This is a genomic window from Nocardia brasiliensis (assembly GCF_042691675.1).
Taxonomy (GTDB): domain Bacteria; phylum Actinomycetota; class Actinomycetes; order Mycobacteriales; family Mycobacteriaceae; genus Nocardia; species Nocardia brasiliensis_D.
Window position 1 is genome coordinate 6054384 of the sequence record NZ_CP170507.1, and the last position, 25107, is coordinate 6079490.

The 25107-nt window shown below is 67.5% G+C and carries 24 protein-coding genes and 1 tRNA gene; 12 read left to right on the plus strand and 13 right to left on the minus strand.

Going from position 1 to position 25107, the window contains the following annotated elements; translation table 11 throughout:
• Positions 1-157 precede the first annotated feature (157 nt).
• Entirely contained in the window at positions 158-1363 is a 1206-nt protein-coding gene (locus tag ACFK0J_RS27855) for a DUF418 domain-containing protein (RefSeq protein ID WP_378732266.1), read from the minus strand.
• Positions 1364-1750: 387 nt separating this feature from the next.
• Here ACFK0J_RS27855 and ACFK0J_RS27860 point away from each other — a divergent pair, with 387 nt between their 5' ends.
• The 3 genes from ACFK0J_RS27860 (at position 1751) to ACFK0J_RS27870 (ending at position 4014) form a co-directional block, all read left to right on the plus strand.
• Positions 1751-2398 (plus strand): response regulator, encoded by a 648-nt coding sequence (locus ACFK0J_RS27860; RefSeq protein WP_378732269.1) that lies wholly within the window; start codon positions 1751-1753, stop codon positions 2396-2398.
• Complete coding sequence (locus ACFK0J_RS27865) at positions 2395-3480, plus strand: sensor histidine kinase (RefSeq protein ID WP_378732271.1); 1086 nt, start codon at positions 2395-2397, stop codon at positions 3478-3480. The genes ACFK0J_RS27860 and ACFK0J_RS27865 overlap by 4 nt, the downstream gene beginning before the upstream one ends.
• 138 nt (positions 3481-3618) lie before the next feature.
• The gene (locus tag ACFK0J_RS27870) at positions 3619-4014 is read left to right on the plus strand and encodes a VOC family protein (RefSeq protein WP_378743070.1); all 396 of its coding nucleotides are present in this window, start codon (positions 3619-3621) and stop codon (positions 4012-4014) included.
• Positions 4015-4114: 100 nt separating this feature from the next.
• On the opposite strand, the gene ACFK0J_RS27875 is transcribed toward ACFK0J_RS27870, so the two are convergent.
• The gene (locus tag ACFK0J_RS27875; RefSeq protein ID WP_378732274.1) at positions 4115-5515 is read right to left on the minus strand and encodes a pentapeptide repeat-containing protein; all 1401 of its coding nucleotides are present in this window, start codon (positions 5513-5515) and stop codon (positions 4115-4117) included.
• Positions 5516-5723: 208 nt separating this feature from the next.
• On the opposite strand from ACFK0J_RS27875, the gene ACFK0J_RS27880 reads away from it, so the two are divergent.
• Both ACFK0J_RS27880 and ACFK0J_RS27885 read left to right on the plus strand, forming a co-directional pair.
• Positions 5724-6131, plus strand: coding sequence for a hypothetical protein (locus ACFK0J_RS27880; protein ID WP_378732276.1), 408 nt, complete (start codon positions 5724-5726; stop codon positions 6129-6131).
• A 106-nt stretch (positions 6132-6237) separates the two neighbouring features.
• The gene (locus tag ACFK0J_RS27885) at positions 6238-7701 is read left to right on the plus strand and encodes an SDR family oxidoreductase (protein WP_378732279.1); all 1464 of its coding nucleotides are present in this window, start codon (positions 6238-6240) and stop codon (positions 7699-7701) included.
• On the opposite strand, the gene ACFK0J_RS27890 is transcribed toward ACFK0J_RS27885, so the two are convergent.
• A complete protein-coding gene (locus ACFK0J_RS27890; protein ID WP_378743072.1) occupies positions 7702-8700 on the minus strand; it encodes an alpha/beta hydrolase family protein in 999 nt (332 codons plus the stop codon).
• A 128-nt stretch (positions 8701-8828) separates the two neighbouring features.
• Here ACFK0J_RS27890 and ACFK0J_RS27895 point away from each other — a divergent pair, with 128 nt between their 5' ends.
• A complete protein-coding gene (locus ACFK0J_RS27895; RefSeq protein WP_378732282.1) occupies positions 8829-9716 on the plus strand; it encodes a PaaX family transcriptional regulator C-terminal domain-containing protein in 888 nt (295 codons plus the stop codon).
• On the opposite strand, the gene ACFK0J_RS27900 is transcribed toward ACFK0J_RS27895, so the two are convergent.
• Complete coding sequence (locus ACFK0J_RS27900) at positions 9689-10138, minus strand: hypothetical protein (protein WP_378732285.1); 450 nt, start codon at positions 10136-10138, stop codon at positions 9689-9691. The genes ACFK0J_RS27895 and ACFK0J_RS27900 overlap by 28 nt on opposite strands.
• A gap of 55 nt (positions 10139-10193) precedes the next feature.
• On the opposite strand from ACFK0J_RS27900, the gene ACFK0J_RS27905 reads away from it, so the two are divergent.
• Positions 10194-11369 (plus strand): saccharopine dehydrogenase family protein, encoded by a 1176-nt coding sequence (locus tag ACFK0J_RS27905; protein WP_378732288.1) that lies wholly within the window; start codon positions 10194-10196, stop codon positions 11367-11369.
• A gap of 76 nt (positions 11370-11445) precedes the next feature.
• On the plus strand, positions 11446-12381 hold the full coding sequence (locus ACFK0J_RS27910; protein ID WP_378732291.1) for an FAD-dependent oxidoreductase: 936 nt from the start codon (positions 11446-11448) through the stop codon (positions 12379-12381).
• Between the two features lie 60 nt (positions 12382-12441).
• On the opposite strand, the gene ACFK0J_RS27915 is transcribed toward ACFK0J_RS27910, so the two are convergent.
• A tRNA-Gly gene (locus ACFK0J_RS27915) sits at positions 12442-12513 on the minus strand.
• A gap of 73 nt (positions 12514-12586) precedes the next feature.
• Positions 12587-13807, minus strand: a complete 1221-nt coding sequence (locus ACFK0J_RS27920) for an MFS transporter (protein ID WP_378732293.1) — start codon at positions 13805-13807, stop codon at positions 12587-12589.
• A 93-nt stretch (positions 13808-13900) separates the two neighbouring features.
• Between ACFK0J_RS27920 and ACFK0J_RS27925 the strand changes: the two genes are divergently transcribed.
• Entirely contained in the window at positions 13901-14230 is a 330-nt protein-coding gene (locus ACFK0J_RS27925) for a helix-turn-helix transcriptional regulator (RefSeq protein ID WP_218470459.1), read from the plus strand.
• A gap of 132 nt (positions 14231-14362) precedes the next feature.
• Positions 14363-15853, plus strand: coding sequence for an adenylate/guanylate cyclase domain-containing protein (locus ACFK0J_RS27930; RefSeq protein ID WP_378732297.1), 1491 nt, complete (start codon positions 14363-14365; stop codon positions 15851-15853).
• A gap of 6 nt (positions 15854-15859) precedes the next feature.
• Here ACFK0J_RS27930 and ACFK0J_RS27935 read toward each other — a convergent pair whose 3' ends face one another.
• From ACFK0J_RS27935 to ACFK0J_RS27950, 4 genes are all read right to left on the minus strand, one after another.
• The gene (locus tag ACFK0J_RS27935; RefSeq protein WP_218470462.1) at positions 15860-17155 is read right to left on the minus strand and encodes a pitrilysin family protein; all 1296 of its coding nucleotides are present in this window, start codon (positions 17153-17155) and stop codon (positions 15860-15862) included.
• An 86-nt stretch (positions 17156-17241) separates the two neighbouring features.
• A complete protein-coding gene (locus ACFK0J_RS27940; RefSeq protein ID WP_378732301.1) occupies positions 17242-19533 on the minus strand; it encodes a polyribonucleotide nucleotidyltransferase in 2292 nt (763 codons plus the stop codon).
• Positions 19534-19908: 375 nt separating this feature from the next.
• Positions 19909-20178: a 30S ribosomal protein S15 gene (gene rpsO, locus ACFK0J_RS27945; RefSeq protein ID WP_014986888.1), complete on the minus strand. Its 270-nt coding sequence runs from the start codon at positions 20176-20178 to the stop codon at positions 19909-19911.
• Between the two features lie 158 nt (positions 20179-20336).
• Positions 20337-21308: a bifunctional riboflavin kinase/FAD synthetase gene (locus ACFK0J_RS27950; RefSeq protein ID WP_218470464.1), complete on the minus strand. Its 972-nt coding sequence runs from the start codon at positions 21306-21308 to the stop codon at positions 20337-20339.
• Between the two features lie 265 nt (positions 21309-21573).
• On the opposite strand from ACFK0J_RS27950, the gene ACFK0J_RS27955 reads away from it, so the two are divergent.
• The gene (locus tag ACFK0J_RS27955; RefSeq protein WP_378743074.1) at positions 21574-22242 is read left to right on the plus strand and encodes a metal-dependent transcriptional regulator; all 669 of its coding nucleotides are present in this window, start codon (positions 21574-21576) and stop codon (positions 22240-22242) included.
• 93 nt (positions 22243-22335) lie between these two features.
• On the opposite strand, the gene ACFK0J_RS27960 is transcribed toward ACFK0J_RS27955, so the two are convergent.
• The 3 genes from ACFK0J_RS27960 to ACFK0J_RS27970 all read right to left on the minus strand — a co-directional run bounded on the left by ACFK0J_RS27960 (position 22336) and on the right by ACFK0J_RS27970 (position 24261).
• Positions 22336-23145 (minus strand): hypothetical protein, encoded by an 810-nt coding sequence (locus ACFK0J_RS27960; protein ID WP_378732305.1) that lies wholly within the window; start codon positions 23143-23145, stop codon positions 22336-22338.
• A 166-nt stretch (positions 23146-23311) separates the two neighbouring features.
• On the minus strand, positions 23312-23734 hold the full coding sequence (locus ACFK0J_RS27965) for an EF-hand domain-containing protein (RefSeq protein WP_378732308.1): 423 nt from the start codon (positions 23732-23734) through the stop codon (positions 23312-23314).
• Positions 23735-23862: 128 nt separating this feature from the next.
• Positions 23863-24261, minus strand: coding sequence for a DUF4345 domain-containing protein (locus tag ACFK0J_RS27970; protein WP_378732311.1), 399 nt, complete (start codon positions 24259-24261; stop codon positions 23863-23865).
• A gap of 143 nt (positions 24262-24404) precedes the next feature.
• On the opposite strand from ACFK0J_RS27970, the gene ACFK0J_RS27975 reads away from it, so the two are divergent.
• The gene (locus ACFK0J_RS27975) at positions 24405-25007 is read left to right on the plus strand and encodes a TetR/AcrR family transcriptional regulator (RefSeq protein WP_378732314.1); all 603 of its coding nucleotides are present in this window, start codon (positions 24405-24407) and stop codon (positions 25005-25007) included.
• The last annotated feature ends 100 nt before the right edge of the window (positions 25008-25107 follow it).

The following is a 25107-nucleotide window of genomic DNA, read 5'->3' on the forward strand; positions in this document are numbered from 1 at the left end:
GCCAGCCGCCAGCCGCCAGCCGCCAGCCGCCAGCCGCCAGCCGCCAGCCGCCAGCCGCCAGCCGCGCAGGAGTTTGCTCGCAGCGCACAAAAGAGCTACCAATCTCGTGCGCAGCCGCGACCTCGCGCGCTGCGGGAGGGACGGTTCCGCAGGGTGACTACCGCACGCGGTGGGCAACGGCGGTTGCTCGGTTCAGTAACCATTCCAGTGGGCCGCGGCGGAAGAATTGGGTCCAGCAGGCGGCGAACATCAGGATGATGGCAGACAGTCCTAGCAGGACCGGGAGGGAGTCCGCAGGCAGGGTGTCGAAGCCGAGCACCGCGATGGCGGCTACGTGGAACACGTAGGCGGTCAGCGACATGGTGCCGACCGCGATCAGTGGGGTGGTCAGGCGTCGGAACTGCCGGGATCCGTCGCAGGCGGCGAGACAGGCGACCAGGATGGTGAGCGCGACACCGGTGTTCCCCAGGATCGAGAAGGTGCTTTCGCTGTGCGGGATCGCCGACAGTCGGTATCGCCAGCCGGGCGGGTCTTCGGCCAGGTCGGACCACCAGGGCGCGTTCATGAACCCGAATGGTTCCGTCTCGCCTGGTGAGAGATGCAGTGCCAGTGCGGAACCGCCGTATCCGAGCACCGCGAGGCCGACACCGGTGATCGCGAGCCGGGCGCGAATTATGCTGGCGGACAAGTCGAGTCGAGCGACCGCCATGCCCGCGATCACGAACGGCAGCCAACTCAGTGCCGGATAGCTGCCGGTCAGCAGCAACCCGGTCAGCCCACCCGCACTGCCGATCGGATCGCCGCGACCGCTCGCCCAGGCGAGCGGATCGAATCGGTTGACGGCGTCGATCCAGCCGGTGTCCTGCGCGAGCACCACGAACCAGAGTTGCGGCAACACCAGCGCGCTCACCGCCGCGATGACGGCCAACGTGGCGGCGCGCAGTCTGCGCAGCGGCAGGACCAGCAGGAAGTACAGCCCGTAGTAGGCCAGGATGACCTCGACCGCGGTGCCGAGCGCAGTCAGCGCGGTGCCGAGCACGACCAGGACACCCGCCCGGATCAACACCTTCACGGCCGCCTGCCTGCCGTCGCGCTCCGTCTTCGCCGCCCGCCGACCGGTGATCAGCAGAATCGAGAAACCCGCGAGAAACGCGAACAGCGCCGACGACCGCCCGTGCGTCAGCTCCATGACGAACCCGATGCCGCCACCCCGCCCCGCATCAGGACCAACGTGCGCGGCGAACATCCCGAGCACCGCGATACCGCGCGCCAGGTCGACACCGAGCAACCGAGCACCGGCGCGCGCCTTCTCGGCGACACCGCCAGCCGAACCCGCGGAAGCCGTACCGCCGGTCCGAACCACGCCACCAGCCCGATCCACACCGTCCGTCAGATCTGCGCCGTCAACCCGCTCCTGACCGCCAACATGAGGTGCACGGCCAGCCCGATCCGGGTCACCAAATCGACCCATACCCCCCGCCGGATCCGCACCACCCACGCAAGCAGTGTGCTCGGCATCGGCGGCAGACGGAACTGTCTTGTGGGCCATGACTTTCAGCGTTGAGAAAGATCGATCCGCTCGGTATCCGGCATCGGACCGGAACCCTCCGCCCGTCGGCCGCGAATACCCCGCCGATCGGCTGGACCACCCCCACCGGTCGGCTACCTCACCGCCTCGCTGACGGGTCGATATACCACCCAGATCTAGGCTCACGGCTGACAGGGCGACGTCTGGACAGGAGTGTGGCAAGTGATCCGGGTGGTGGTCGTCGATGACGAAGCGCTGGTGCGATCGGGTTTCGAGCTGATCCTGAATGCGGCCGCCGATATCGAGGTGGTCGCGACGGCGACCGGGACGGAGGCGCTGGCGGCGGTCGAGCGGACGCGGCCGGATGTGGTGCTGCTCGACATCAGGATGCCCGACGTGGACGGCCTGACCGTGCTGCGCCGACTCCGTGAGGTGCCCGACCCGCCGGTGGTCGCCATGCTGACAACCTTCGACACCGACGACTACATCCTGTCCGCATTGCGCTCCGGCGCAGCGGGTTTCGTGCTCAAAGACACCGAACCCGAGCAGCTGGCGCAACTGACCCGGACCCTCGCCGCCGGTGGCGTGGTGTTGTCGCCGAAGGTCTCGGCCGCTCTGCTCCGCAACGCCGGGCCCGCCACCACCGCGGACCTGGATGCGGAGGTCGCACGCGTCGAGCGGCTCACCGAACGGGAACGTACGGTGCTGGTGCTCATCGCCGAGGGGCTGTCGAATGCCGAGATCGGGCAACGCGTCCACCTGAGCGTCGGCACGGTGAAGGACCATGTCAGCGCCATCTTCACCAAACTGCGAGTACCCAGCCGCGTGCAAGCGGCACTGCTCGCACAGCGGGCGGGCCTACTACCGTGACCCGCTTCCCGCCATGGCTGATCGACCTCGCGCTCGTCGCGGTAGCCGCGGCCGACGTGCTCGTCGACGGCGAGGACACCTCCCCCGGCAAGCTCGCGGTCGGCGGTATCGCGTGCGCGGCCTTGCTGCTGCGGCGACGGCACCCGCTGGCGGCATTCGTGCTGACGCTGCCCGCAAGCCTGCTGCTGGCCAATCTCGCCGCCCCCGCGATCGCCCTGTACACGCTGGCCGAGCGCACCAAAAACCGAACGCTGCTGGTGACGACGATCCTGGCCACCTCGATCGCCGCGTCCACACCATGGCCACCCGACCAGACGGAGTACCGCCCGCCGGACACACTCGTCGCCTTCGCCTACTCGCTGGCCTGGGCGGGCGCGCCCGTGCTGCTCGGCCAGCTGATGCAGACCCGCCGTGATCTGTCGGCCCGGTTGGTCGAGATAGAGGAGGCGCGCGACCACGAACGGCAACTGCACGCCCAGGCCGTGTTGGCCCGCGAACGCGCGCAGATCGGCCGCGAAATGCACGATGTGGTCGCACACCAGGTCAGTCTGATCGCCGTTCGCGCGGGCGCGCTCCAGGTCGCCGCCACCGACCCCGACGCGGTCGATGCCGCGCGCACCATCCGCAGGCTCAGTGTCGACACGCTCGACGAGCTCCGGCACATGGTCACGCTGCTGCGTGCCGCGGGCGGTCAGGGCACCGAGCTGACACCGCAGCCGACCCTCGCCGATCTGCGAAAGTTGCTCGACTCCAGCGGCATCGAGGTCGAGTTGCGCGGTGACCTGCCCGACGAGCTGGGCGCGCCAGGCCAGCGCACGATCTACCGCACGGTGCAGGAGGCGCTCACCAATGTGCGCAAGCACGCGCCGGGTGCGACCGCCCTCGTGTGGCTGTGGCACGACAGCGATCACTACGGCGTCACCATCACCAATACCGCGCCGACCCGTTCCGCGGTGCCGCTGCCCAGCTCTCGGCACGGACTGGTCGGCCTCGCCGAACGCGCCGAACTGCTCGGTGGCAGCTTCGAATCCGGACCGACCGCCGATCACGGCTATCGCGCGGTGCTGCGCCTGCCCCGCTGACGCGAAATGGTCTGTGTCACTGGATGCTGGCGAAATCCATGGGATGTTTGCTAGCGTCGGAGATCGTGACGGTGCTCCCGTTGGCCGCCTTGTACCGAGCCCGGGGTCGGGATCGTCACTGCACAAGGAGAAATTCCACTGTCAGTACAGTTCAATCACACTATTGTCGGTTGCCACGACAATCGGGTGACCGCCGAATTCTGGGCGGACATCCTCGGTTCGGAACTCGGGGCCGAATGGGGCCCGTTCATCCCACTTCCGTTGGATAACGGCGTCACTTTCGATTTCGCGAAGGTGCCACCGCACGTTTCCGAAATCCAGCCCCAGCATTACGCATTCCTGATCTCCGAGCCGGAGTTCGACGCGGCCTACGCCAAGATCCAGCGCTACCAGCTGGAGCACTGGGCCGACCCGCGCCAACAAGGCGTCAACGAGATCAATCACAATGACGGCGGTCGCGGTGTCTACTTCCTGGACCCCAACGGCCACTTCATGGAATTGATCACCGTCCCGTACGGCGGCTGGCCGAGCTAGCAGGTGAGAGGGGGCGGCGTCCATCCGGATGCCGCCCCTTTCTGCTACCCGCCGGATTCTTTCAACCCGCCTTCACCGCACGACCCGCTCTATCCCCTGACTATTCGGGCGGTTCCGGCGGCCACGGGTTGGGTTTGATGTTGGCTGGTTTGCGAGTGGGGATGTCATCCCAGTCGAAATGGGTGCCGACCCAGGCTTTGGGGCGGTCGAAGTCGACCTCGTTGGCGGTGAAGCGGGCGTCGACGAAGGAGATGTCGCCGAAGAAGTCGCCTTCGGTGAAATCGACGGAGCGGCCGGCGAAGGTGGTGCCCGCGAAGGTGGTGTTGCCGTGGAATTCGGCTCGGCTGAAGTCGGTTTCGCGGGTGCCCCGGTGCCGCAGGCGGGTGGGCGCGCCGATGCGGGTGTCGTCGAAGGCGACGGTGCCTGCCTCGAAGTGCGCGCCCGCGAAGCTGATCCGCGGGCTGGTGATCTCCGCGCCGGTGAAGGCGAGGTGCTGGCCGTCCAGAGTGGCGTTTTCGAAGGAGGTGAGCTCGGCGTGGAACTTGGTGTCCTGGAACGAGGTTCGGGCACCGGTGCAGCGGGCGCCGTTGAAGGTGGTCCGCGGGCCGACGAAGGTGGCCTTCTCGAACGACACGGAACAGTCGAAGGTCGCGCCGTCGAAGGTGGTGCCGGAACCCGCGCGTTCGATCTTCTCGGGACGGGTCGAGCCGAATCTCGCATGGTCGAACAGCGCGGGGCCGCCTTCGAACTTCGCCTCGCGGAAGGTGACGTGCGGACCGGCGAAGGTCGCGTGCTCGAAGGTGCTGCGGCCGATGAATACCGCGCGGGCGAACGAGGTGCGCTGCCCCAGGAAAACCGCGTGCCGGAAGTCCGCTCGTTCGATGACGGCGTTGTTGAAGGTGAACTCACAGTCCGACCAGGAGACATCGGCCGACCGCTCGAGATGGTCGGCGATCACCTTGACGATGGTGCGGCGCACCTCACGATCGTTCTGCCGGAACTGGTAGACCCGTTCCACCTTCAGGCCGGACTCGTCCACCGTTTCCGCCTGCGAGACAAGGTGGTTCGCACCGGCGACGGGGTCGTAGGGCAGCCGGAGATAACCGCACAGCACGTCGACGCATTGTTGGCGCCTGCTCGGCAAGCGGAACTCGTCGGCGAGTCCGGCCATCGCATAGACCCCGGCGATGCGCACCGCCACATCGGCATCGCCGAGTTGCTGCGAGGCCGCCCCGAACAATTCGGCGAACCGCCCGCGTTCGAGGTCACGCTGCCGCCGGTAGGCCACCACCAGAGCGGCCGCGCCACCGACGCCCGCCGCGACCGCCAGTGCGATTTTGGTGAGGTCCAGTTGATTGGGGGTCTCGGCTTTCGCGCCGAACGCCAGCCACAGCAGCCACCAGGTGAGCGCCGCGATACCGAGGCCGCAGACGACCGCCGCCAGCACCGCAAGCAGTAACGCCGCGCGGTGCAGTCGGTCGCCCAACCTCCCCCATCGCATTAGCGCATGGTAGCCGGATTGCCGCCCCTCGACCACCGGACAAGATCGGCGACCCCTTGCGCCCCAGGCCAATTCAAATGTCCTCTATCCACGAGTGGCACACCATGGAGAACCGCTCTCGACATTCGCCGCAGCCAGGTGCCACTCGACGGCACGGCGGGCCGCGCGCCTCGGCGTCCGGCGCGGGTTGCTCGAGTAGTCTGCGGGGATGTCTGGTTCCGATTCACTCGATCCGGTGGCCGAGGTCGAGACCGTGCATGCACTGTTGGCCACGTGGCTCGGCACCGATGCCGAGCCGGAGGTCCTGGAGAGTTTCGCCGGGACCCAGCACGACACGTTCTCCATGGTGACCACCTCCGGTGCCCGGTTGAGTCGTTCCGAGTTGCTGTCCGGACTGCGGCGGGCGCGCAATTCTCGGCCCGGTCTCGACATCGAGATCTCCGACGTCGAGGTGCTGTTCGCCGAAGGCGACGTGACGGTGGTCCGGTTCCTGGAGCGGCATCACTTCGCTGGAAAGCATGCCGATCGCCGGACGACGGCGTTTCTGACCACCGAGTCCACGCCGCCCCGGTACCGATGGCGGGCGTTGCACGAGACCCCGGTCACCGAGGACTGAATCTCGCGCCACTCCGCCCCGGCAGAAAGAGTGGCACGGACGTGCAGTAATCAACAGCTCGCGCACTGGATTATCGACGCGTTTCCCCGCGACTCGGAGGCTGTGCATGAGATGTGTGGTGTTCGGAGCGACCGGCTACATCGGCGGGCGACTGGTCCCGGAACTGCTGGGCATGGGCCATTCGGTGCGGGTGATGGTTCGCTCCCCCGGCAAGCTCGACCAGGTGCCGTGGCGCGACGACGTCGATATCGTCGGCGGTGACGTCACCGATCCACAGACAGTCGCCGCCGCACTGGACGACCAGGAAGTGCTCTACTACCTCGTCCATTCGCTGGTCCAACGCGACTTCGTCGACATCGATCGCCGAGCGGCGCAGATCGTGGCGACCGCTGCGGCTACGGCGGGTCTGTCCAGGGTCGTCTATCTGGGCGGCATCATCCCGCCGGGCGAGCGGCTGTCGCCGCATCTGTCCTCGCGGGCGGAGGTCGGCGAAATCCTGCTCGCCTCGGGCGTACCCACCGTCGAATTCCGTGCCGCGGTGATCATCGGATCCGGTTCGGCGAGCTTCGAGATGCTGCGTTACCTCTCCGAACGGCTGCCCGCGATGGTCACGCCCCGCTGGGTGCACAACCGCATCCAACCGATCGCGATCCGCGACGTGCTCTACTACCTGGCCCGCGCCACCACGCTCGGCCCACAAGTGAATCGGTCCTTCGACATCGGCGGACCCGATGTGCTGACCTACCTCGACATGCTCCGCAGATACGCGGCGATCGCCAAGCTGCCGCGTCGCGCGGTGGTGCCGGTGCCGGTACTGACACCTTGGCTGTCGGCGCAGTGGGTCAACCTGGTCACCCCGGTTCCGAAAGCGATCGCCGTGCCGTTGATCGAGTCGCTGGTGCATGAGGTGGTCTGCGGCGAGCACGACATCGCCGAGCACATCCCGGACCCGCCGGAGGGATTGACCGGCTTCGAACGCGCGGTGGCACTCGCGCTGGCCCGGATCCGCGATTTCGACGTGCCCACCCGCTGGTCCGACGCCGCGACACCGGGCGCACCATCGGATCCACTGCCCACCGACCCGGACTGGTCCGGCGGCACCCTCTACCAGGACGTCCGCGAACGCCACACCGACGCCGATCCGGACACCGTGTGGCAGGTCATCGAATCCATCGGCGGTGAGCACGGCTGGTACTCGTTCCCGCTGGCCTGGTCGATCCGCGGCTGGATCGACCGGCTAGCGGGCGGAGCCGGACTGCGCCGCGGCCGACGCGATCCGCACCGGCTGCGCGCGGGCGAGGCACTGGACTGGTGGCGCGTCGAATATCTCGACCGGCCGCGGTTACTTCGGCTGCGCGCCGAGCTGCGGGTGCCCGGCGACGCCTGGTTGGAACTGTCCGCGGAGCCCGAGCCGGGTGGCGGCACGCTGTATCGGCAGTGTGCGATCTTCGAGCCCCATGGACTGTCCGGGCACATCTATTGGAAGGCGATCTCGCCGTTCCACGAGATCGTCTTCGGCGGCATGGTCCGCAACATCATCGGTGCCGCCGAAGCGCAAGCGCGCTCGTGATCACCGGCCGACGTCGCGTACGTAGTGACACTGGTCGCGCAGAAACCCTTCGGCGAACAGTGATCTGGGTGCGGCAATGGCGACGACGGTGGTCTTGACCGTGCTGTCCTCGATGTCCTTGCGCAGCAGGGAATGGGTGGCGTCGCGGTAGTGCTCGACGCGCAACAGGTCGGCCGGAATCAGTTGGCGGTAGCGGGTTTCGGTGTCGACGATGTCGACATTGCGGTCGTGATCGGCCAGGACAAGTAGCACGGGGATGCGGACCGCGGCGAGGTCGGCGGAGGCGTCGGCGGTGTAGTTCTGCTGGATGAATCGCCAGCGTTGCGCGGTCATCTCCGGGGTGACGGCGCCTGCCGCGCTTGCTTGTTCGAAGGTTGCGCCATCGCGCAGTAGTTGCCGGGTGCGGTCGCTCCTGGCGATCGCGGCCTCGATCTGCGCCGGAGTCGCACCGTCCGCGGTCAGTTCGGCGACCATGTTGTAGCGGCCCTGCTGGAGCCAGTTGACGGCGGGTGAGACGGCGATCATGAACTGCAACATGGGGTCTCGTGCGGCGACGGCGGGCAGCACCCAGCCCGCTTGGCTGGCGCCCCACAATCCGATCCGCGCCGGATCTATTTCGGGTCGTGTTCTGGCCCAGGCGATTGCGTCGAGCGTTTCGGCCGTCCGGTCGGCCATGGTCTGGTTCAGCCAGTCGCCGGGTGCGCCCGCGACGCCGGGTTTGTCCCAGGCCAGCGACGCATACCCCGCACGCGCCAGTGACTCCCAGATCGGCCGGTAGAAGGTGTCGTGGGTGGCGTCGATCGGGCCGTCGCCGTGCACGAAAACCACCAGGCCGAACGGTGCCGTGCCCTGTTTCGGCAGGGCGAGCACGCCGTGCAGGGGTTGTGCGCCGCCGGGGATGGTCACGCGTTGTTCGCGCAGGTCATAACTGTTCTGGTACAGGACCCAGCCGACTGCCGCGGCGATCAACATGAGAATCGCCGTGAGGGACCCGAGTATTCGCCACCGCCGCCGCGAAACGGGTGCGGCACGAGGTTCTTCCGACGACATGGCGTCTCCAATCGTTCGTTCTGTAAACCATCGTTTGTATGATGAGCGCATCAGCATCGACCGGATCGAGAGAGTGAATGGTGGAAAACCAGAACGCCGAGGTGACGACCCGCACCCTCGTGGAGAGCATGGTCCGCGAGGACGGCACCATCGACGCGGCTGAGCTGTATACGGTTGCGAACGCACTCGGCATGACCGATCAGCAAGTCCGGCTGTGCATCCGCCGTCTGGTCGGCGACGGTCGATTCACCCAGCAGGGTCGGGGCCGCAAGGCGATCCTGCACGCCACGGCGGAGACGGCGAGCGCGCTCGCGCCCGATGTGGAGTTCGTCCGCTACATGTTCGCCCAGGATCGCGGCGAGGCCGAGTGGGACGGCCGCTGGCATCTGGTCGCGTTCGCGATTCCGGAGTCCGCTCGCCCGGCCCGAGATGTTATGCGCGACAGCATCGTTCGGCTCGGCGGAGCGCCGATCCAGGGCGGACTCTATGTCAGCGCGAACGCCTGGGAACCGCAGCTGGCGGCGCTCGCCGCCGAACTCGACGTCGCCGACCACGTCACCACGTGCACCACCGCCGACCTGCGGGTCGGACACACCGAATCGCCGCGCCGGATTGCCGCCCGGCTGTGGCCGCTGGACGAGATCGCCGCACGCCATCGTCGACTCCTCGATTTCGCGCGGCGCACGCTGCGGCGGTTGCGCGCCGCCGAGCTCACCGACACCGAACTGCTCACCGTCACCATCGAATTGGCCGCCGAGTTCACCAGTGCGATGGAGCCCGATCCCCTGCTGCCGCCGCAGCTGCTGCCGCAACCATGGGCCGGGACCAAGGCTCGCGGTGTGGTCGCCGAATGCTGGTCGCTGCTGCTCGCAGCCGAGACACCCAGGCCGCCTCGACTGTTCCGCAGTTATGCCGAGGTGGTTCGCGAAGTGACGGATCATGCTCGGCCCCTGCGCATTTCGTAGACAGCTAAGCCTGCCGAGATAACAAGCGCGAGCCCGGCGGCGGTTGCGGTGAGCACGGTCGTGGCGAACCAGAACCGGGTCCAGGTCGGCGGGACCGGTGTCAGCACGACCGCCAGCGTCAGGTAGATCACCACACCCCTACGCAGGCGGCGTTCGCTGCGGACCTGGCAACGCAGAACTGTCGGGCCGGGCCATGCCCGGAGACGGATCACCACTCGCCAGGTGTGCAGCGTCATGCCCAGCACCGCGAGCAGTAATCCCAAGCCGAGCAACTGGATCCAGTCCGGCAGCCGGACTTCCGGACCGCTCGCGGGCAGCGCGATTGCCGCGAACGCGATCCCGGCCGCCGCCTCGATCACGGCGAGCCGTCGCACCGGTCCGCGAGGAGTGCCGTGCAGGAATCCTGGCTTCGTATCGTTCATGTTACCGTCGATCGTATATGAAACGAACGATATTGTGCAGCCGGAGGAGATCGGGATGAGGGTGCTGGCACTGGGCGGATCAGGTGCGATGGGAAGGGTGGCCGTCCGGACCGCGGCGGCACTGCCCGGCGTGCACGAGATCGTGGTAGCCGATCGCGACCTCGCGGCGGCGCAATCCACTGCTCATGCGCTGTCCGGTTTCGATGCCGGACTGCGCGCATCCCGGGTCGAGGTGACCGATCGAGCGGCCCTCTACCGCGCCCTCGCGGACGCCGATGTCGTCCTCAATACCGTTGGCCCGTATTACCGTTTCGGGCTGACGGTGCTGCGGGCGGCGATCGAGACCGGGACGCACTATCTCGACATCTGTGACGATTGGGAACCGACGGTGCGGATGCTCGGATACGACGCCGAGGCGCGTGCCGCCGGTGTCTGCGCGATCATCGGGATCGGGGCGAGTCCCGGGGTCAGTAATCTGCTCGCGGCCCGTGCGGCGCGTGAGCTCGACACGGTCGAGGACGTCTACACCGCCTGGCCCGTCGATGTGCCCGGTGCCGGGAATCCGGACAATGCGGGACTCACGGACTCGTCCGGCTTACCCACCGCCGCGGCCGTGCATTGGATGCAGCAGGTCAGCGGCACTGTCGCCGTGGTCCGGTCCGGGCGGTTGGTACAGGAGCCGCCGCTTCGCCCGGTGCCGTTGTCCCTGCCCGGCGGGCGGGCCGGAACCGCTTACACGGTCGGTCATCCCGAACCGGTCACCTTGCATCGGACTCTGCGACCGTCGGGGCATGCGGCGAATCTGATGGTCGTGACACCCGGCACCGCCGCCTTCCTCGACGTTCTGCGTACCGACATCGACAGCGGCGCCCTCTCCAACGAATCCGCCGCCGCCGAAGTGGCCGCGCCGACGCTGCGCCGGGGGCTGCGCTCGATGGCACGCTCGTGGCGCTTCGCCGGGCCGGGAAATCTGCCGCTGTTCTTCGCGGTCGCCACCGGCAGCAAGGATGGTGCGCCGCGATCGGTCCTCGCGCACGTCGGCTCAGCCGGGTCCTTGCTCGATGATATGGCGGCGGCGACCGGAATTCCGTTGGCGCTCGGCCTTTCTCAGCTCATCGATGGTCTCGCGGTACGGCCGGGTGTGCATCCACCCGAAGCGATTCTCGATAGTGATCGCTTCTTCGCCGACCTCGGCGAGCATGCCGGTGGTGTCATCATCGAGCGAAGCTAGGCAGTCCGTCGATGAGGGTTCGCCTACGTTCCTTCTTTCCTAGCCGGGGCCTTCATTCGTGAGTACGGTCGCGATCATGGCGAATGACGTATTGGTGCTCGGGGCGGGTGTGATCGGATTGACGACCGCGGTCTGCCTGGCGGAGGACGGTCATCGGGTCCGGGTGTGGGCCGAGTTGCCGCCCGAGCGAACGACGTCGGCCGTCGCGAGTGGGCTTTGGGGGCCCGGTTACACGCCGCGTGATTTGGCATGGAGTCGCGTCACGTTCAGCGAGTTCTCCCGGCTGGCCGAGGATCCGGAGTCCGGCATACATTTCGAACGCGGACTTCAGGTGTCGAACTTCTCCGCCGAGCCGCCACCCTGGATCGACGACCTGCTCGACGTGGAAATGGTCGCCCCCGACGAACTGCCCGACGGCATGCTGGTCGGCCTGTGGAGCACGGCCCCACTCATCGATCTGCCGCGTTACCTGCGATATCTGACCGGTCGCCTGGCCGCGAACGGCGTCGAAATCGAACAGCGGGCGGTGCGAAGTTTGGATGAGGCCGCAGCGGCCGCGCCCGTCGTGGTGAACTGCACCGGCGTGGCGGCAGGCAAACTCGCCGCCGACGACGGCGTGCAACCGGTGCGCGGACAGCACGTCATCGTCCGAAACCCCGGTATCAGCCACTTCTACGTCGAAGCCGTCCCCCAACCCGAGTTCGCCGGGTTCTTCCCGCACGGTGACCGCCTGATCCTGGCCGGTGTCCGCCAACCAGGCCAATGGAGCCTGACCCCCGACCCGGAAGTAGCCGCCCAGATCCTGCGCCGCTGCATAGCCATCGAGCCAAAACTCGCCGACGCCGAAGTAATCGGCCACGAGGTAGGCCTGCGCCCCGGCCGCACCCAAGCCCGCCTCGACGAACAACCCCTCGGCCGCACCCGAATCATCCACAACTACGGCCACGACGGTCTAGGCGTCAGCCTCTCCTGGGGCAGCGCCCGCGAGGTCGCCCGAATACTCACCGACTGATCGTTGAGACCGTTGCGGTGAAATGGAAAACCCCGGCCGACTGGGACCGGGGTTTCGGGGAGCGGATGACGGGATTTGAACCCGCGACCCTCACCTTGGCAAGGTGATGCGCTACCACTGCGCTACATCCGCGTTCGCATCTCGGGGGTTCCAGGATGCGAAGAGAGACTTTAGCGGATCGGCGGCGGCAAATGCCAATCCTTGATCATGCGGGCTGTTCGACGGGGGTGCGGCCGCGGCGCAGGCCGAGTCCGGCGGCGGTCAGGCAGGCCGCGGCGACGACTACGACGAACCAGGGGAATACGGTGCTCAGGCCCCAGGTGGTGGCGGCCCAACCGGCGAGGATGGTGGGCAGCGCCATGGCCGAGTAGGCGAGCAGGTAGTAGGCCGACATGGTTTCGCCCCGCTTGTGTTGCGGCACAACCTCGGACAGGTGGCGCAGTGATCCGCCGAAGCCGAGTCCGAAGGTGGCGCCGAGCAGTACCCCGGCCAGCAGCACGACGACCCAGTTGCCGGTGTGCAGCGCGGGCACCGTGAGCAGCAGCGCCACGGCCATGCCGGTGTCGCCGCCGATGGCCGCGCGGCGGGCCGGAATCCGGGTGGCGAACAGCTGCGTGGTGGCACCGGCCAGTGCGGTCGACGCGACCACCGCGCCGCCGAATACCAGGTTGTGGATGCCGGTTTCGGCCGACGCGAGCGACGGGTACAGCGACAGCAGCACGCCGAGCACCGACCAGGCCGCCATCACGCCCAGCGCGGAGAACCAGAAGTCGCCGCGAATCTCCGGCGGCACAGCCGGTTTCGCGATCCTGATCCGGCCCGCGATGCGCCCGGTGTGCGGTTCCTCCAACGCGATGACGCCGATGCCGATGAGCAGGCACACGACGGTGATGACGACGTACGGCGTGCGCAGCGGATGCGGCGCGTATTGCGCGAGCAGCGCCGAACCCAGAATCGCCACGGCCATACCGACATTGAAGGCGACCCCGCTGAGCTGCCCGGACCGCGCGCCGTGTTTGGGGCGCAGATCCAGCAGGGCCGCCGCACCGGCGACCACCGTCGCACCGACCGCGAAGCCGTGCAACGCACGCGCCACCAACAGCATCGCGACGTTATCCGCCAGCAGGAACACCACCAGCCCGGCGATCATCGTCACGAACGCACCGAGCAGAACCGGCTTGCGGCCAACCACATCCGAGATCTTGCCCGACACCAGCACCGCACCCAACGCCGCGAACGCGTACACCGCGAACACGAAGGTCGTCGTCAACGGCGAGAAATGCCATTCCTGCTGATACATGCCGTACAGCGGGGCGGGCGCTCCGGACACCCCGAGGGCCACTCCACTCGCGGCCAACACCAGCCCGTAGGCCCAGCGTTGTGAGGTCTGCTCGTCAGCGGCGGGCACCACTGTCGTCGCTGCCATCGAAACTCCGATCAGGTAAGTTTGATAATGATCGAACCGCGTCCGACATTACAGCTGGTATGACGATCATCAAACCCCGGAGTGAGGTAGATCATGACCGAAGCTAAGGAGGCGGCGGCCGACGCCCCGCCGGTGGCCCCCTTGTCCACCGTGCTCGGCGCGCTACAGGACCCCATCCGCCTGGAGATGGTGCGCCGCCTGAGCAACGCGGGCACGGCGGTCCGGTGCAACCTGCTCTACGACGTGATCAACAAATCGACCGCCACGCACCACTTCAAGATCCTGCGCGAGGCCGGCGTCATCGAGCGGGTGATCGTCGACGGCCAGATCTGGCAACGCCTGCGCACCCAGGACCTCGAAACCTCGCTCCCCGGTGTGGTGTCCGCGGTCGTCGAAGCCGCCAACCGAGCGCACCGGGACTGATCGCGGGGACGCGTCGGTCGGCATCAACTGCCGAAGAACTCGCCTGGCCTCCGCCCGTCGCCGGTACTCGACCACCGGTGTTCGCGCACGTCGAACGGGGTGAGTCTGTGCCGGTAGAGCATCATGGTGCGGGTGGCTCGCAGAAACGATGTCGCATCCGTCACCAGGTCGCTCATCCGGCTGCCTGTCCTGGGGTGTTTCATCGGCCTCGGGTCCGCGGTCCTCACGATCCTGTACGCACCGATGCCGTTCGCCACACTGTGCCTGATCGTCGCTGGTTCCATGATCGTGTACGCGGGTGACGCGCTGTTGTGGCTCGGCCCGACGCGCAGGCGCCTGCGCGTCCTCGATACCTGGACGCGCACGCACACCCCGGAGAATGCCATCGCCGCCTGGCGGGCAGTCGCCGACCTACCCTGGGCGCCGCTGCGGCGGAAACGAACCTACCTGGTGGTCATCGCTCTGATCGCGGCGTGGAACGTCTTCGGTGTCCGACTGCTCGGGCTCCCCGCGGAGTCGTTTCTGCTGTTCTTCCCCGGCTCACTACTGGTGTGGCTGTACTGGCTGACGGAGCGCATCCTGCTCACCGAACTACTGATCCGACCGGTGCTGGCCCAGATCAGTGCCGAACTTCCGAACAGCGCCGTCGCACCCATTCCGCGGGCCAGCCTGAACGGGCGCCTGCTGATCACGGTGCCGGGGACGGTGGTGATCGCGGGTACCGCAGTCGCCGGACTGGTCGGTCCGCACACCATCCAGACCATATCCACCGGCGTCGGGGCATCCCTGCTCGTTGCCCTCCTCATCACCAGCTGGCCGGTGGCCTTGCTGGCTAATTCGGTGACAGCGCCGATCGCTCACCTCCGCGTGGCGGCCGAACGGATCGGCCGCGGCGAGCTGACCGCCCGGGTGCCGATCGTGTCGATGGATGAAGTCGGCGTGCTCGCGCACGCGTTCAACACCATGGCCGACGGACTGCAGGAGCGCGAACGAATCCGCACCGCGTTCGGCACCTACCTGGATCCCGCTGTCGCCGAACATGTGCTGCGCGAAGGTCCGTCGCTGGCGGGTGCGGAAGTCGAGGTCACGGCCTTGTTCCTGGATGTCCGCGGCTTCACCGGCTATGCCGAACGACATCCGGCGCGCGAGGTGGTCGCCGCGCTCAACACCCTGTTCGAGCTGGTGGTGCCGATTGTGCGCAGGCACGACGGGCACGTGGACAAGTTCGTCGGCGACGGGCTGCTCGCCGTTTTCGGTGCACCGCAGGCCAATACCCAGCACGCCGAGCACGCGCTGGCGGCGGCACTCGACATCCGAACGGCTCTGAAGCAGCCGCCGGGCCAGCAACTCGACATCGGGATCGGCTTGAACTCCGGCACCGTCATCGCCGGAAACATCGGCGGCGCAGGACGATTCGACTACAGCGTGATCGGCGACGCGATCAACGTCGCCGCCCGCGTCGAAGCGGCGACCCGGCACACCGGCGACACCATCCTGCTCAGCGAGCAGACTCGGCGGCTACTGCGCACGGACCACGCCCTGCTCGCCCGGCCGGACGTCACCCTGAAAGGCAAATCCGCACCGGTGACGTTGTACGCGCCCGATGAACCCGCCGAGCACTGACCGTCGTCAGTCCGCGACCAGTCGACGCACCGCGGCCGGTAATTCGCGAGTCCGCTTGTACGGCCCCGCAATCGAGGCCGCGAACGGCCGACCCAGCAGGGTGCTCGCGATCGCGGACACCTCCTCGGTGGTGACCGCGTCGATGCGGGCCAAGGTCTCCGACACACTGCGATGGTTGCCGTAGCTGAGCTCACTGCGGCCGATCCGGTTCATCCTCGACGCGGAATCTTCCAGGCCGAGCACGAGACCGCCACGCAGCGAACCCTTGGCCCGGGCGCATTCGGCATCCGTAATACCGTTGGCGGCAACCTCTTCGAGCACACCGCGGGCCAACGCGGCGACCTTGCCGAGGTTTTCGGGCTGGCAGCCGATATACACCGAGAAGGCACCGGTATCGGCGAAGGTGTCCACACTGGAGTACACCGAGTAAGCCAGCCCGCGTTCTTCCCGAATCCGTTGGAACAGACGGGAACTCAGCCCACCACCCACCACGGTGTTGAGCACCGAGAGCGGCCAGCGCCGCTCCCCTTCGTGCCGGCCGAACGCGCGCACACCGAACGCCAGATGCGCCTGCTCACTGTCGCGGTGGCTCCAGTGCAGTTCCGGCTCACTGGCCGGTCGAAACCGGCCCTCGCGACGCTTGGCTGGCGTGGCCGCGGGATCGAGCCGATTCTCGAACGCGCGGTGCACCAGCTCCACCGTGTGATCGTGTTCGACATTGCCCGCGACCGCGACGACCATCCGGTCCGGCCGATAGCGCCGCAGGTGGAAGCCGCGCAGCTGCCCGGCGTGCATCGACTCGATGGATTCGATGGAACCGATCACCGGCCGCCCGATCGGATGATCACCGAACAGGGCGGACAGGAACGCGTCGCCGACCAGGTCTTCCGGGTCGTCGTCGCGCATGGCGATCTCTTCGAGCACCACCTGCCGTTCCACGTCGACATCCTCCGCGCGGCACAGCCCGTTGAGCACCACGTCGGAGACCATGTCCACGGCCAGCGGCAGGTCCTCGTCGAGCACGTGCGCGTAGTAGCAGGTCTGCTCCTTCGCGGTGAACGCGTTGAGCTCGCCGCCGACGGCGTCCATCGCCTGCGCGATGTCCAGCGCGGTTCGGGTCGGCGTCGCCTTGAACAGCAGATGTTCGAGAAAGTGAGCCGCACCGGCGACGGTGGGCCCTTCGTCACGCGAGCCGACTCCCACCCAGACACCGATCGACGCCGAACGCACGCCGGGCACATGCTCGGTTACCACGCGCAGTCCGCCGGGTAGCACGGTGCGCTGTACGCCTGGATCGTTCATGGTGTTCCGCAGCTCCAGTGACGAACCCCCCTGCTCGCGCCGGAGCAGGGGGGTTGTCGTCTTCTTCGTCGTCACAAAGACAAGTACTACTCGGTCGCCGCCGAGCCCGCATCAACGGTGTCGGCTTCCGGGGCGTCGCTTGCCTGTTCCGCGTTGTCGTCCTCGACCGGGACCAGCGAGATCTTGCCGCGGTTGTCGATATCGGCGATCTCGACGCGCAGCTTGTCGCCGACGTTCACCACGTCCTCGACCTTGGCGACGCGCTTGCCGTTGCCCAGCTTGGAGATGTGCACCAGGCCGTCGCGGCCGGGCAGCAACGAGACGAACGCACCGAAGGCAGTGGTCTTGACGACCGTGCCGAGGAAGCGCTCGCCGACCTTCGGCAGCTGCGGGTTGGCGATGGCGTTGATCTGGTCGATCGCCGCCTGCGCCGCCGGGCCGTTGGTCGCACCGACGTAGACCGTGCCATCGTCCTCGATGGAGATGTTGGCGCCGGTCTCCTCGGTGATCTGGTTGATCACCTTGCCCTTGGGCCCGATCACCTCGCCGATCTTGTCGACCGGGATCTTGATCGCGGTGACGCGCGGGGCGTACTGACTCATCTCGTCCGGGGTGTCGATGGCCTCGGCCATCACCTCCAGGATGGCGGTGCGGGCGTCGTGCGCCTGGCTCAGCGCACCGGCCAGCACCTGCGAGGGGATGCCGTCGAGCTTGGTGTCGAGCTGCAGCGCGGTGACGAAATCGCGGGTGCCCGCGACCTTGAAGTCCATGTCGCCGAAGGCATCTTCGGCGCCGAGGATGTCGGTCAGTGCGACGTAGCGCACCTCGTCCTCACCCTTGTCGTTCTGAATGGTGTCGGACACCAGGCCCATCGCGATACCGGCGACGGGGGCCTTCAGCGGCACACCGGCGTTCAGCAGCGACAGGGTCGAGGCGCAGACCGAACCCATCGAGGTGGAACCGTTGGAGGACAACGCCTCCGACACCTGACGGATGGCGTACGGGAACTCTTCCTGGCTCGGCAGCACCGGCATCAGCGCCCGCTCGGCCAGCGCGCCGTGGCCGATCTCGCGACGCTTCGGCGAACCGACGCGGCCGGTCTCACCGGTCGAGTACGGCGGGAAGTTGTAGTGGTGCATGTAGCGCTTGCTGGTCTCCGGGCCGAGCGAGTCGACCTGCTGGGCCATCTTCACCATGTCGAGGGTGGTGACGCCGAGGATCTGCGTCTCGCCACGCTCGAACAGCGCGGAACCATGGGCCCGCGGCACCACGGCGACCTCGGCGGACAGCGCGCGGATGTCGGCGAGGCCACGACCGTCGATGCGGAAGCCGTCGGTCAGGATGCGCTGGCGCACCAGCTTCTTGGTGACCGAGCGGAAGGCGGCGCCCAGTTCCTTCTCGCGACCGGCGAAGTCGTCGCCGAGCCGGGACAGCACGTCGAGCTTGATCTCGTCGATCTTCGCTTCGCGCTCCTGCTTGTCGGCGATCGACAGCGCCTCGCCCAGCTCACGCTTGGCGGTGCCCTCGACGGCCTCGTAGACATCGGCCTCGTACGGCGGGAACAGCGGGAACTCGCCGGTCGGCTTGGCGGCCAGCTCGGCCAGATCCGCCTGCGCCTTGCAGAGGCGGGCAATGAACGGCTTGGCGGCCTCGAGGCCCTCGGCCACGATGGCCTCGGTCGGCGCCTGCGCGCCACCCTCGATCAGCGCGATGACCTTATCGGTGGCCTCGGCCTCGACCATCATGATCGCGACATCACCGGACTCGACCACGCGGCCCGCGACAACCATGTCGAACACGGCGCCGTCGAGCTGCTCCACGGTCGGGAACGCGACCCACTGGCCGTCGATCAGCGCGACGCGCACGCCGCCGACCGGGCCGGAGAACGGCAGACCGGCGATCTGGGTGGACGCGGACGCGGCGTTGATCGCGACCACGTCGTACAGGTCGTTCGGGTCCAGGCTCATGATCGTGACGACGACCTGGATCTCGTTGCGCAGGCCGTCGACGAACGACGGGCGTAGCGGACGGTCGATCAGGCGGCAGGTCAGGATCGCGTCGGTGGACGGACGGCCCTCGCGCCGGAAGAACGAGCCGGGTATGCGGCCCGCGGCGTACATGCGCTCTTCGACGTCGACCGTCAGCGGGAAGAAGTCGAACTGGTCTTTCGGGTGCTTGCCCGCGGTGGTGGCGGACAGCAGCATGGTCTCGTCGTCCAGGTAGGCGACGACCGAGCCCGCGGCCTGACGGGCCAGCCGGCCGGTCTCGAAGCGGACGGTGCGGGTGCCGTAGCTGCCGTTGTCGATCAGCGCGACGGATTCGAACACACCGGGCTCGACCTCTACAGCCGAGGACTTGCGTTCAGTTGTTTCGGACATTCTCTTCTCTCAACCTCTCGTCTTCGCCGGATCAAGCGCCGGTCGGCGCGATCCGACTCTCGTCAGCCATACCGGGTACGGACGCGCGGCAACCATCCTGGCTACGGCACGCACACCCGGCCGGATCCCCTTGGACCACGGCGACGCGGAGGCGGTCATCGATCGAAGCCCGCCGGCGGTATATCCCCTGCCGGGAGGCCACTACCGAAGACCGACGCCACGCAGGCGGGTGCATACGGCTGTGCAATGTTGTCGTGCACCAGGGCCGCTCGAACACGAGCAGTCGCCCCTATACACAAAGAGCCAACGGGGAGATTGTACGTCTCCCCGTTGGCCCGGTCTGCGGCTACCTCGGGTAGCCCAGGTGTGAAGCTGTCAGCGGCGCAGGCCGAGACGCTCGATGAGCGAACGGTAGCGCTGGATGTCGTTGGCGGCCAGGTACTTCGAGAGCCGACGACGACGACCGATCAGCGCGAGCAGGCCGTGCCGGGTGTGGTGATCGTGCTTGTGCACCTTCAGGTGCTCGGTGAGGTCGGAGATACGCTTGGACAGCAGCGCGATCTGGGCCTCCGGCGAGCCGGTGTCCTTCTCGTGCAGGCCGTATTCCTTGAGAATCGCCGACTTCTGCTCGGTGGTCAGTGCCATGGGGCATCCACTCCTATTTCAGTCCCGCGCTCGAATTTCCGGTTACCCGGTTCGGGTGCCACCGCGGACCGCAGCAAACCCGAGGATCTACCTTACCGGACCGGCCGTGCCGAACCGAATCGCGATCGGCTGGGGCCGGTCAGCGCAGGATTCCGGAGCTACCGGTCGTCGGCGGCGGCGAGGACCTTGCGGGCGTTCTCCACGTCACGACCCATCGTTTCGATGAGTTCGTCGACCGAGTCGAACTTGCGCTGGCCGCGCACGTGGTCGACGAAATCGACCGCGACGTGCTGGCCGTAGAGGTCGGCCTCGCCGTCGAGCACGTACGCCTCGACGGTGCGGGCGCGGCCGGAGAAGGTCGGGTTGGTGCCGACCGAGATGGCGGCCATCGCGCGCTCGCCGGGCGTGACGGTGCCGATGGTCGGGCCGGGGCCGAGCACGGTGAACCAGCCCGCGTACACCCCGTCGGCCGGGATCGCGGCGTGCATCGGCGGTGCGACGTTCGCGGTCGGGAAGCCGAGCTGGCGGCCGCGGCCGTCGCCGTGCACCACCACGCCCTCGACCCGGTGCGGGCGGCCGAGCGCTTCGGCGGCGGCCGCCATGTCGCCCGCGTCGACGCAGGCGCGAATGTAGGTGGAGGAGAAGGTGACCGCGTGCTCACCGAGCAGCGTCACGCCGTCCACCTCGAAGCCGAAGCGCCGACCGAGCTCGCGCATGGTGTCGATGGTGCCCGCGGCCTTCTTGCCGAAGGTGAAGTTGTCGCCGATCACCACCTCGGCCACATGCAACCGCTCGACGAGCAGGTCGTGCACGTAGCGCGCGGGGGTCAGCTTCATGAAAGTTCGGTTGAACGGCATGACGCAGAACACGTCGACGCCCAGTTCCTCGGCCAGTTCCGCGCGCCGGGTCAGCGTGGTCAGCTGCGCCGGATGCGAGCCGGGTCGCACGACCTCCATGGGGTGCGGATCGAAGGTCATCAGTACCGCCGGGACACCGCGCGCGGCGGCCGATTTCACGGCACGGCTGATCAGCTGCGCGTGGCCGCGGTGCACGCCATCGAACACACCGATCGTGAGCACACACCGGCCCCAGTCCGCGGGCACATCGTCGAGACCTCTCCATCTCTGCACAGTCCGCAGCTTATATCGCGCAGTCGAACGGAGCCCGACCGAAGCCTGCCCGGAGCCGCGCCGCTGCCGCCGATGTCACAGCACGCTTGGCGGAGCCGTGTACGGGCGGTGAATCCCCGGTTCCCCCGTGCGGCGAGCTGTGTCAATCGGGTGGCATGTGCTTAAGCTCGGGTATGTGCCCGGTAAACGTGATATCGCCACCCGCCGTGAGCTAGCCGACGCCGCTGCCGATGCGTCGAGACAAGCCACCGGCGGCACCGCGACCATCGCGCCGGAGCTGTCCTCGGTCGCCCAGGACTATCTGAAGGTGATCTGGACCGCACAGGAGTGGTCGCAGGAGAAGGTGTCGACCAAGTTGCTCGCCGAACGGATCGGGGTGTCCGCGTCCACCGTCTCCGAGGCCGTGCGCAAGCTCGCCGATCAAGGGTTGGTCGAGCACGCCCGGTACGGCTCGATCACCCTCACCGAAAATGGTCGACGCGCCGCGGTCGCGATGGTGCGCAGGCACCGGCTGATCGAGACGTTCCTGGTCAACGAGCTCGGCTACGGCTGGGACGAGGTGCACGACGAAGCCGAGGTGCTCGAGCACGCGGTCTCCGAACTGCTCATGGCCCGCATCGACGCCAAACTCGGCTACCCCGACCGCGATCCGCACGGCGACCCCATCCCCTCCGTCGACGGCGCCGTCCCCACCCCACCGGCCCGCCAGCTCAGCGACTTCCACGCGGGCGAGTCCGGTCGCGTCGCCCGCATCTCCGACTCCGACCCGGACATGCTCCGCTACTTCGACTCCGTCGGCATCGCCCTGGACACCACCATCACCGTCCTGGAACGCCGAGATTTCGCAGGCACCATAGCCATTCGCATCGGCACCACCGAAACCCCCACCGACCTAGGCAATCCCGCCGCCGAAGCCATCTGGCTCACCACCTAGGCCCGGGCGTCGCGAACGGGACATCAGTGAGGCGTCACTCGCATTTCGGCGCAGTCATGTCCCGGCGGTGAAGCTTGGTCGGGTGGGTGGTGGTCAGCAGATGATGAAGTAGTCCTGGAGGCGGGTGGGGACGCCGTCGGCGGCGGCCTTGGTCCAGCAGACGTCGTGGGGGAAGTAGACGTAGGTGGCCCAGCCGTCGGGGGCGCGACGGACGATGCGCTGGCTGTCGCCGGGGACATCCCAGACGATGACCGCCCAGTTGCCGTCGCATTCGGTGACTGTCGCGTTGTGGCTGCCGAGTTCGCCGATGTCGTCGAGGTCGTGCACGATCGTTTGGGCGGCGCAGAATGGGGGCAGGTTCGGTTCCTGGAACCGTAGTTCGCCGGAGACGACCTGGCCTTGGTGGAGCAGGAAGAGGCTGTGCATGCCCTCCGGCACCGGGGTGGTACCGGGCGGCGGGGTGCCCATGCCGAAGCGGTAGCAGCCGACCGGTACCGCGAAGGTGGCGGAGCCGTTGGCGTCGGTGACGGCGTCTCGGCGCAGCACTTCGGTCGTGCCGTCGAGCGGAATGTCATGGGAGGCCGGGTCGCACGGCTGTACCAGGCGGAGGTCGACCGGCACCTTCGGCACTGGGGCGCCGGAGAGGGTTCGGGTTTTGAGCACTACGGTGCCGGAAGCCTGCGGCGGATTTCCGGGCTTGTCAGGAGCCGGCGTGCCCGGTGACGGATTACGCGGCGGCTCAACGACATCGGTGGGGGGTGTCGTCGGTAGCGGCAGCGAACTCGTCGCGGGCGTAGACCGATCCGCCGGTATCGGCGATCCGTCTTCACCGCCACATGCCGACGCCGCCAGCACCACCGCAACGACAACGAGCGCCTGCTGCACAACTCCGCGGAAACCCACCGCCCCCACCTCTCGATCAGGTCATCGGATACTCGACCTATCGCTCTCCATCATCCCACGGTTACCGCAGGTAGACCCCCTACTTTCCGGGGCCGCCGAACGGGAAAGGAGGGCGGGGATCGTCGGGTTTCGGCGCGTGCACGTCCCGTTCGAGGGCGAATTGCGTTCAGCGGGAGAGGAAGTCGAGGAGGGTGCGGAATTCGGGGAGGGAGAGGTAGCCGTCGTTGTCTTGATCGGCGGCGACGAGCAGGGTGGCGGCGGGCTCGTCGATGCGGCCCTCGCCGACGTGGCGGATGAGGGATTCGAGTTCCTCGACGGAGATGCGACCGTCCTGGTTGGTGTCGAAGATCTTGAAGGCGGCGTCGGCGTCGGTGACCTCGATGCGGCCACCGGCCAGCGCGGCCTCGAATTCCGCTCGGGAGACAAGGAAGTCGCCATCGGTGTCGGCCGCGGCAACAAGGCGTTCGACGGCGTCGTCATCGACATCCAGCCCGAGTCCACGGATACCCGTGGTGATATCGGCGACCGACACGAGACCATCCCCGTCCCGATCCCACAACTCGAACCTATCGACCGGTTGTCCACTCATCGCCCAGCCTCCCACTACCGCAACATCAACGGCCGATCCACACTCTACAAATCCTCCCATCCCCCAGCACCCCGAGCCCTGTCCGGCGAACGGGACATGACAGAGGCTCTACTCGCACTTTGCCGCAGTCATGTCCCGTTCGATGCGGTGGTGCGGTTTTCGTCGGCGGTGGATAGCCAGAAGTAGAGGGGAGGGAGGACTATTTCGATGATGGTCAGGACGATTTGGAACCAGTGGGGCCAGCCGTGGACTGCTAGCGAGATGGCGCGGCCGACGGCGCCCAGGAGGAAGATTCCGGCGAGCCAGCGGATGGCCAGGGCGGGGATCGGGGATCGGCGGGCGGCCCAGATCCACGCGACGCCGTAGCCGACGAAGATCGCGCCGAAGAAGCGGCTCTGGCTGTCGGCGGTCACGCCGGAGGAGCCCATGTCGGGGACCGAGTCGATGCCGAGTGCCATGTGCAGGAAGCCGATGCCTACGCAGGCCACGCCCATCACCATGGAAAGCCACTTGAGTGTCGCGGCCATGATTTCCTCCCGAATGAATTCGACGCAAGGTGCTGGTGGGCAGCGGATTTCGAGGTCTCGCGGATGCCCACCGACTAGTTGACGTGTGTCTACTAACAGACCCTACGACGCTTAGTAGACACACGTCAACTAAGCTGTGTCCGATGAGTACTCGCCGCCGCCTCTCCCCCGATGAGCGCCGCAAGGTGCTGCTGGAAGCCGGTGCGCGACTCTTTGCCGAACGCGCCTACGACGCGGTGCTGATGGAGGATGTCGCGGCGGCGGCGGGGGTGTCGCGGGCCCTGCTCTACCGCCACTTCCCGAGCAAGCGCGACCTGTTCGCGGGCGTCTACGAGGAAGCGGCGGACCAACTGCTCGTCGCGACGAAGTTCGACACCGAAAGACCACTCGCCGAACAACTCACCGCCGGGCTGAACACCCACTTCGACTACTTCGAAGCCAATGCCCACAGCGTGCTCGCGGCCAATCGGGTGCTCGCGGGCGATCCCACCATCCAGGCGATCATCGCGGGCGAGCTCGGCGAACTGCGCCACCGGCTGCTGGACGCCATGGGCGTCGAAGGCGCCACCCGCACCCAGGTCTCCTCGGTGCTGATGAGCTGGCTCACCTTCGTCCGCGTGCTCACGGTCGAATGGTTGGAGAACCACCACTTCTCCCGCGCCGAACTGCTCGACATCAGCGTCGGTTCACTGCTCGGCGCGCTCCAGCCACTCCTCGGACCTGAGCTCCGCCCGGGCGGGAAGTGAGCGCAGGGGTCCTGGACTGCACTGCGGCATACGGAGACTCGGCCGCATACCGAGCCCGACCAACGCCGAGAGGCTGCCACAAACCGCGGCCCGGCCACAT

Coding starts and splice junctions, on each gene's coding strand:
- ACFK0J_RS27875 (WP_378732274.1), bottom strand. CDS start 5,515: ATGCGATGGGGGAGGTTGGGCGACCGACTGCACCGCGCGGCGTTACTG.
- ACFK0J_RS27880 (WP_378732276.1), top strand. CDS start 5,724: ATGTCTGGTTCCGATTCACTCGATCCGGTGGCCGAGGTCGAGACCGTG.
- ACFK0J_RS27885 (WP_378732279.1), top strand. CDS start 6,238: ATGAGATGTGTGGTGTTCGGAGCGACCGGCTACATCGGCGGGCGACTG.
- ACFK0J_RS27895 (WP_378732282.1), top strand. CDS start 8,829: ATGGTGGAAAACCAGAACGCCGAGGTGACGACCCGCACCCTCGTGGAG.
- ACFK0J_RS27900 (WP_378732285.1), bottom strand. CDS start 10,138: ATGAACGATACGAAGCCAGGATTCCTGCACGGCACTCCTCGCGGACCG.
- ACFK0J_RS27905 (WP_378732288.1), top strand. CDS start 10,194: ATGAGGGTGCTGGCACTGGGCGGATCAGGTGCGATGGGAAGGGTGGCC.
- ACFK0J_RS27910 (WP_378732291.1), top strand. CDS start 11,446: ATGGCGAATGACGTATTGGTGCTCGGGGCGGGTGTGATCGGATTGACG.
- ACFK0J_RS27920 (WP_378732293.1), bottom strand. CDS start 13,807: ATGGCAGCGACGACAGTGGTGCCCGCCGCTGACGAGCAGACCTCACAA.
- ACFK0J_RS27925 (WP_218470459.1), top strand. CDS start 13,901: ATGACCGAAGCTAAGGAGGCGGCGGCCGACGCCCCGCCGGTGGCCCCC.
- ACFK0J_RS27935 (WP_218470462.1), bottom strand. CDS start 17,155: ATGAACGATCCAGGCGTACAGCGCACCGTGCTACCCGGCGGACTGCGC.
- ACFK0J_RS27940 (WP_378732301.1), bottom strand. CDS start 19,533: ATGTCCGAAACAACTGAACGCAAGTCCTCGGCTGTAGAGGTCGAGCCC.
- rpsO (WP_014986888.1), bottom strand. CDS start 20,178: ATGGCACTGACCACCGAGCAGAAGTCGGCGATTCTCAAGGAATACGGC.
- ACFK0J_RS27965 (WP_378732308.1), bottom strand. CDS start 23,734: ATGAGTGGACAACCGGTCGATAGGTTCGAGTTGTGGGATCGGGACGGG.
- ACFK0J_RS27970 (WP_378732311.1), bottom strand. CDS start 24,261: ATGGCCGCGACACTCAAGTGGCTTTCCATGGTGATGGGCGTGGCCTGC.
- ACFK0J_RS27975 (WP_378732314.1), top strand. CDS start 24,405: ATGAGTACTCGCCGCCGCCTCTCCCCCGATGAGCGCCGCAAGGTGCTG.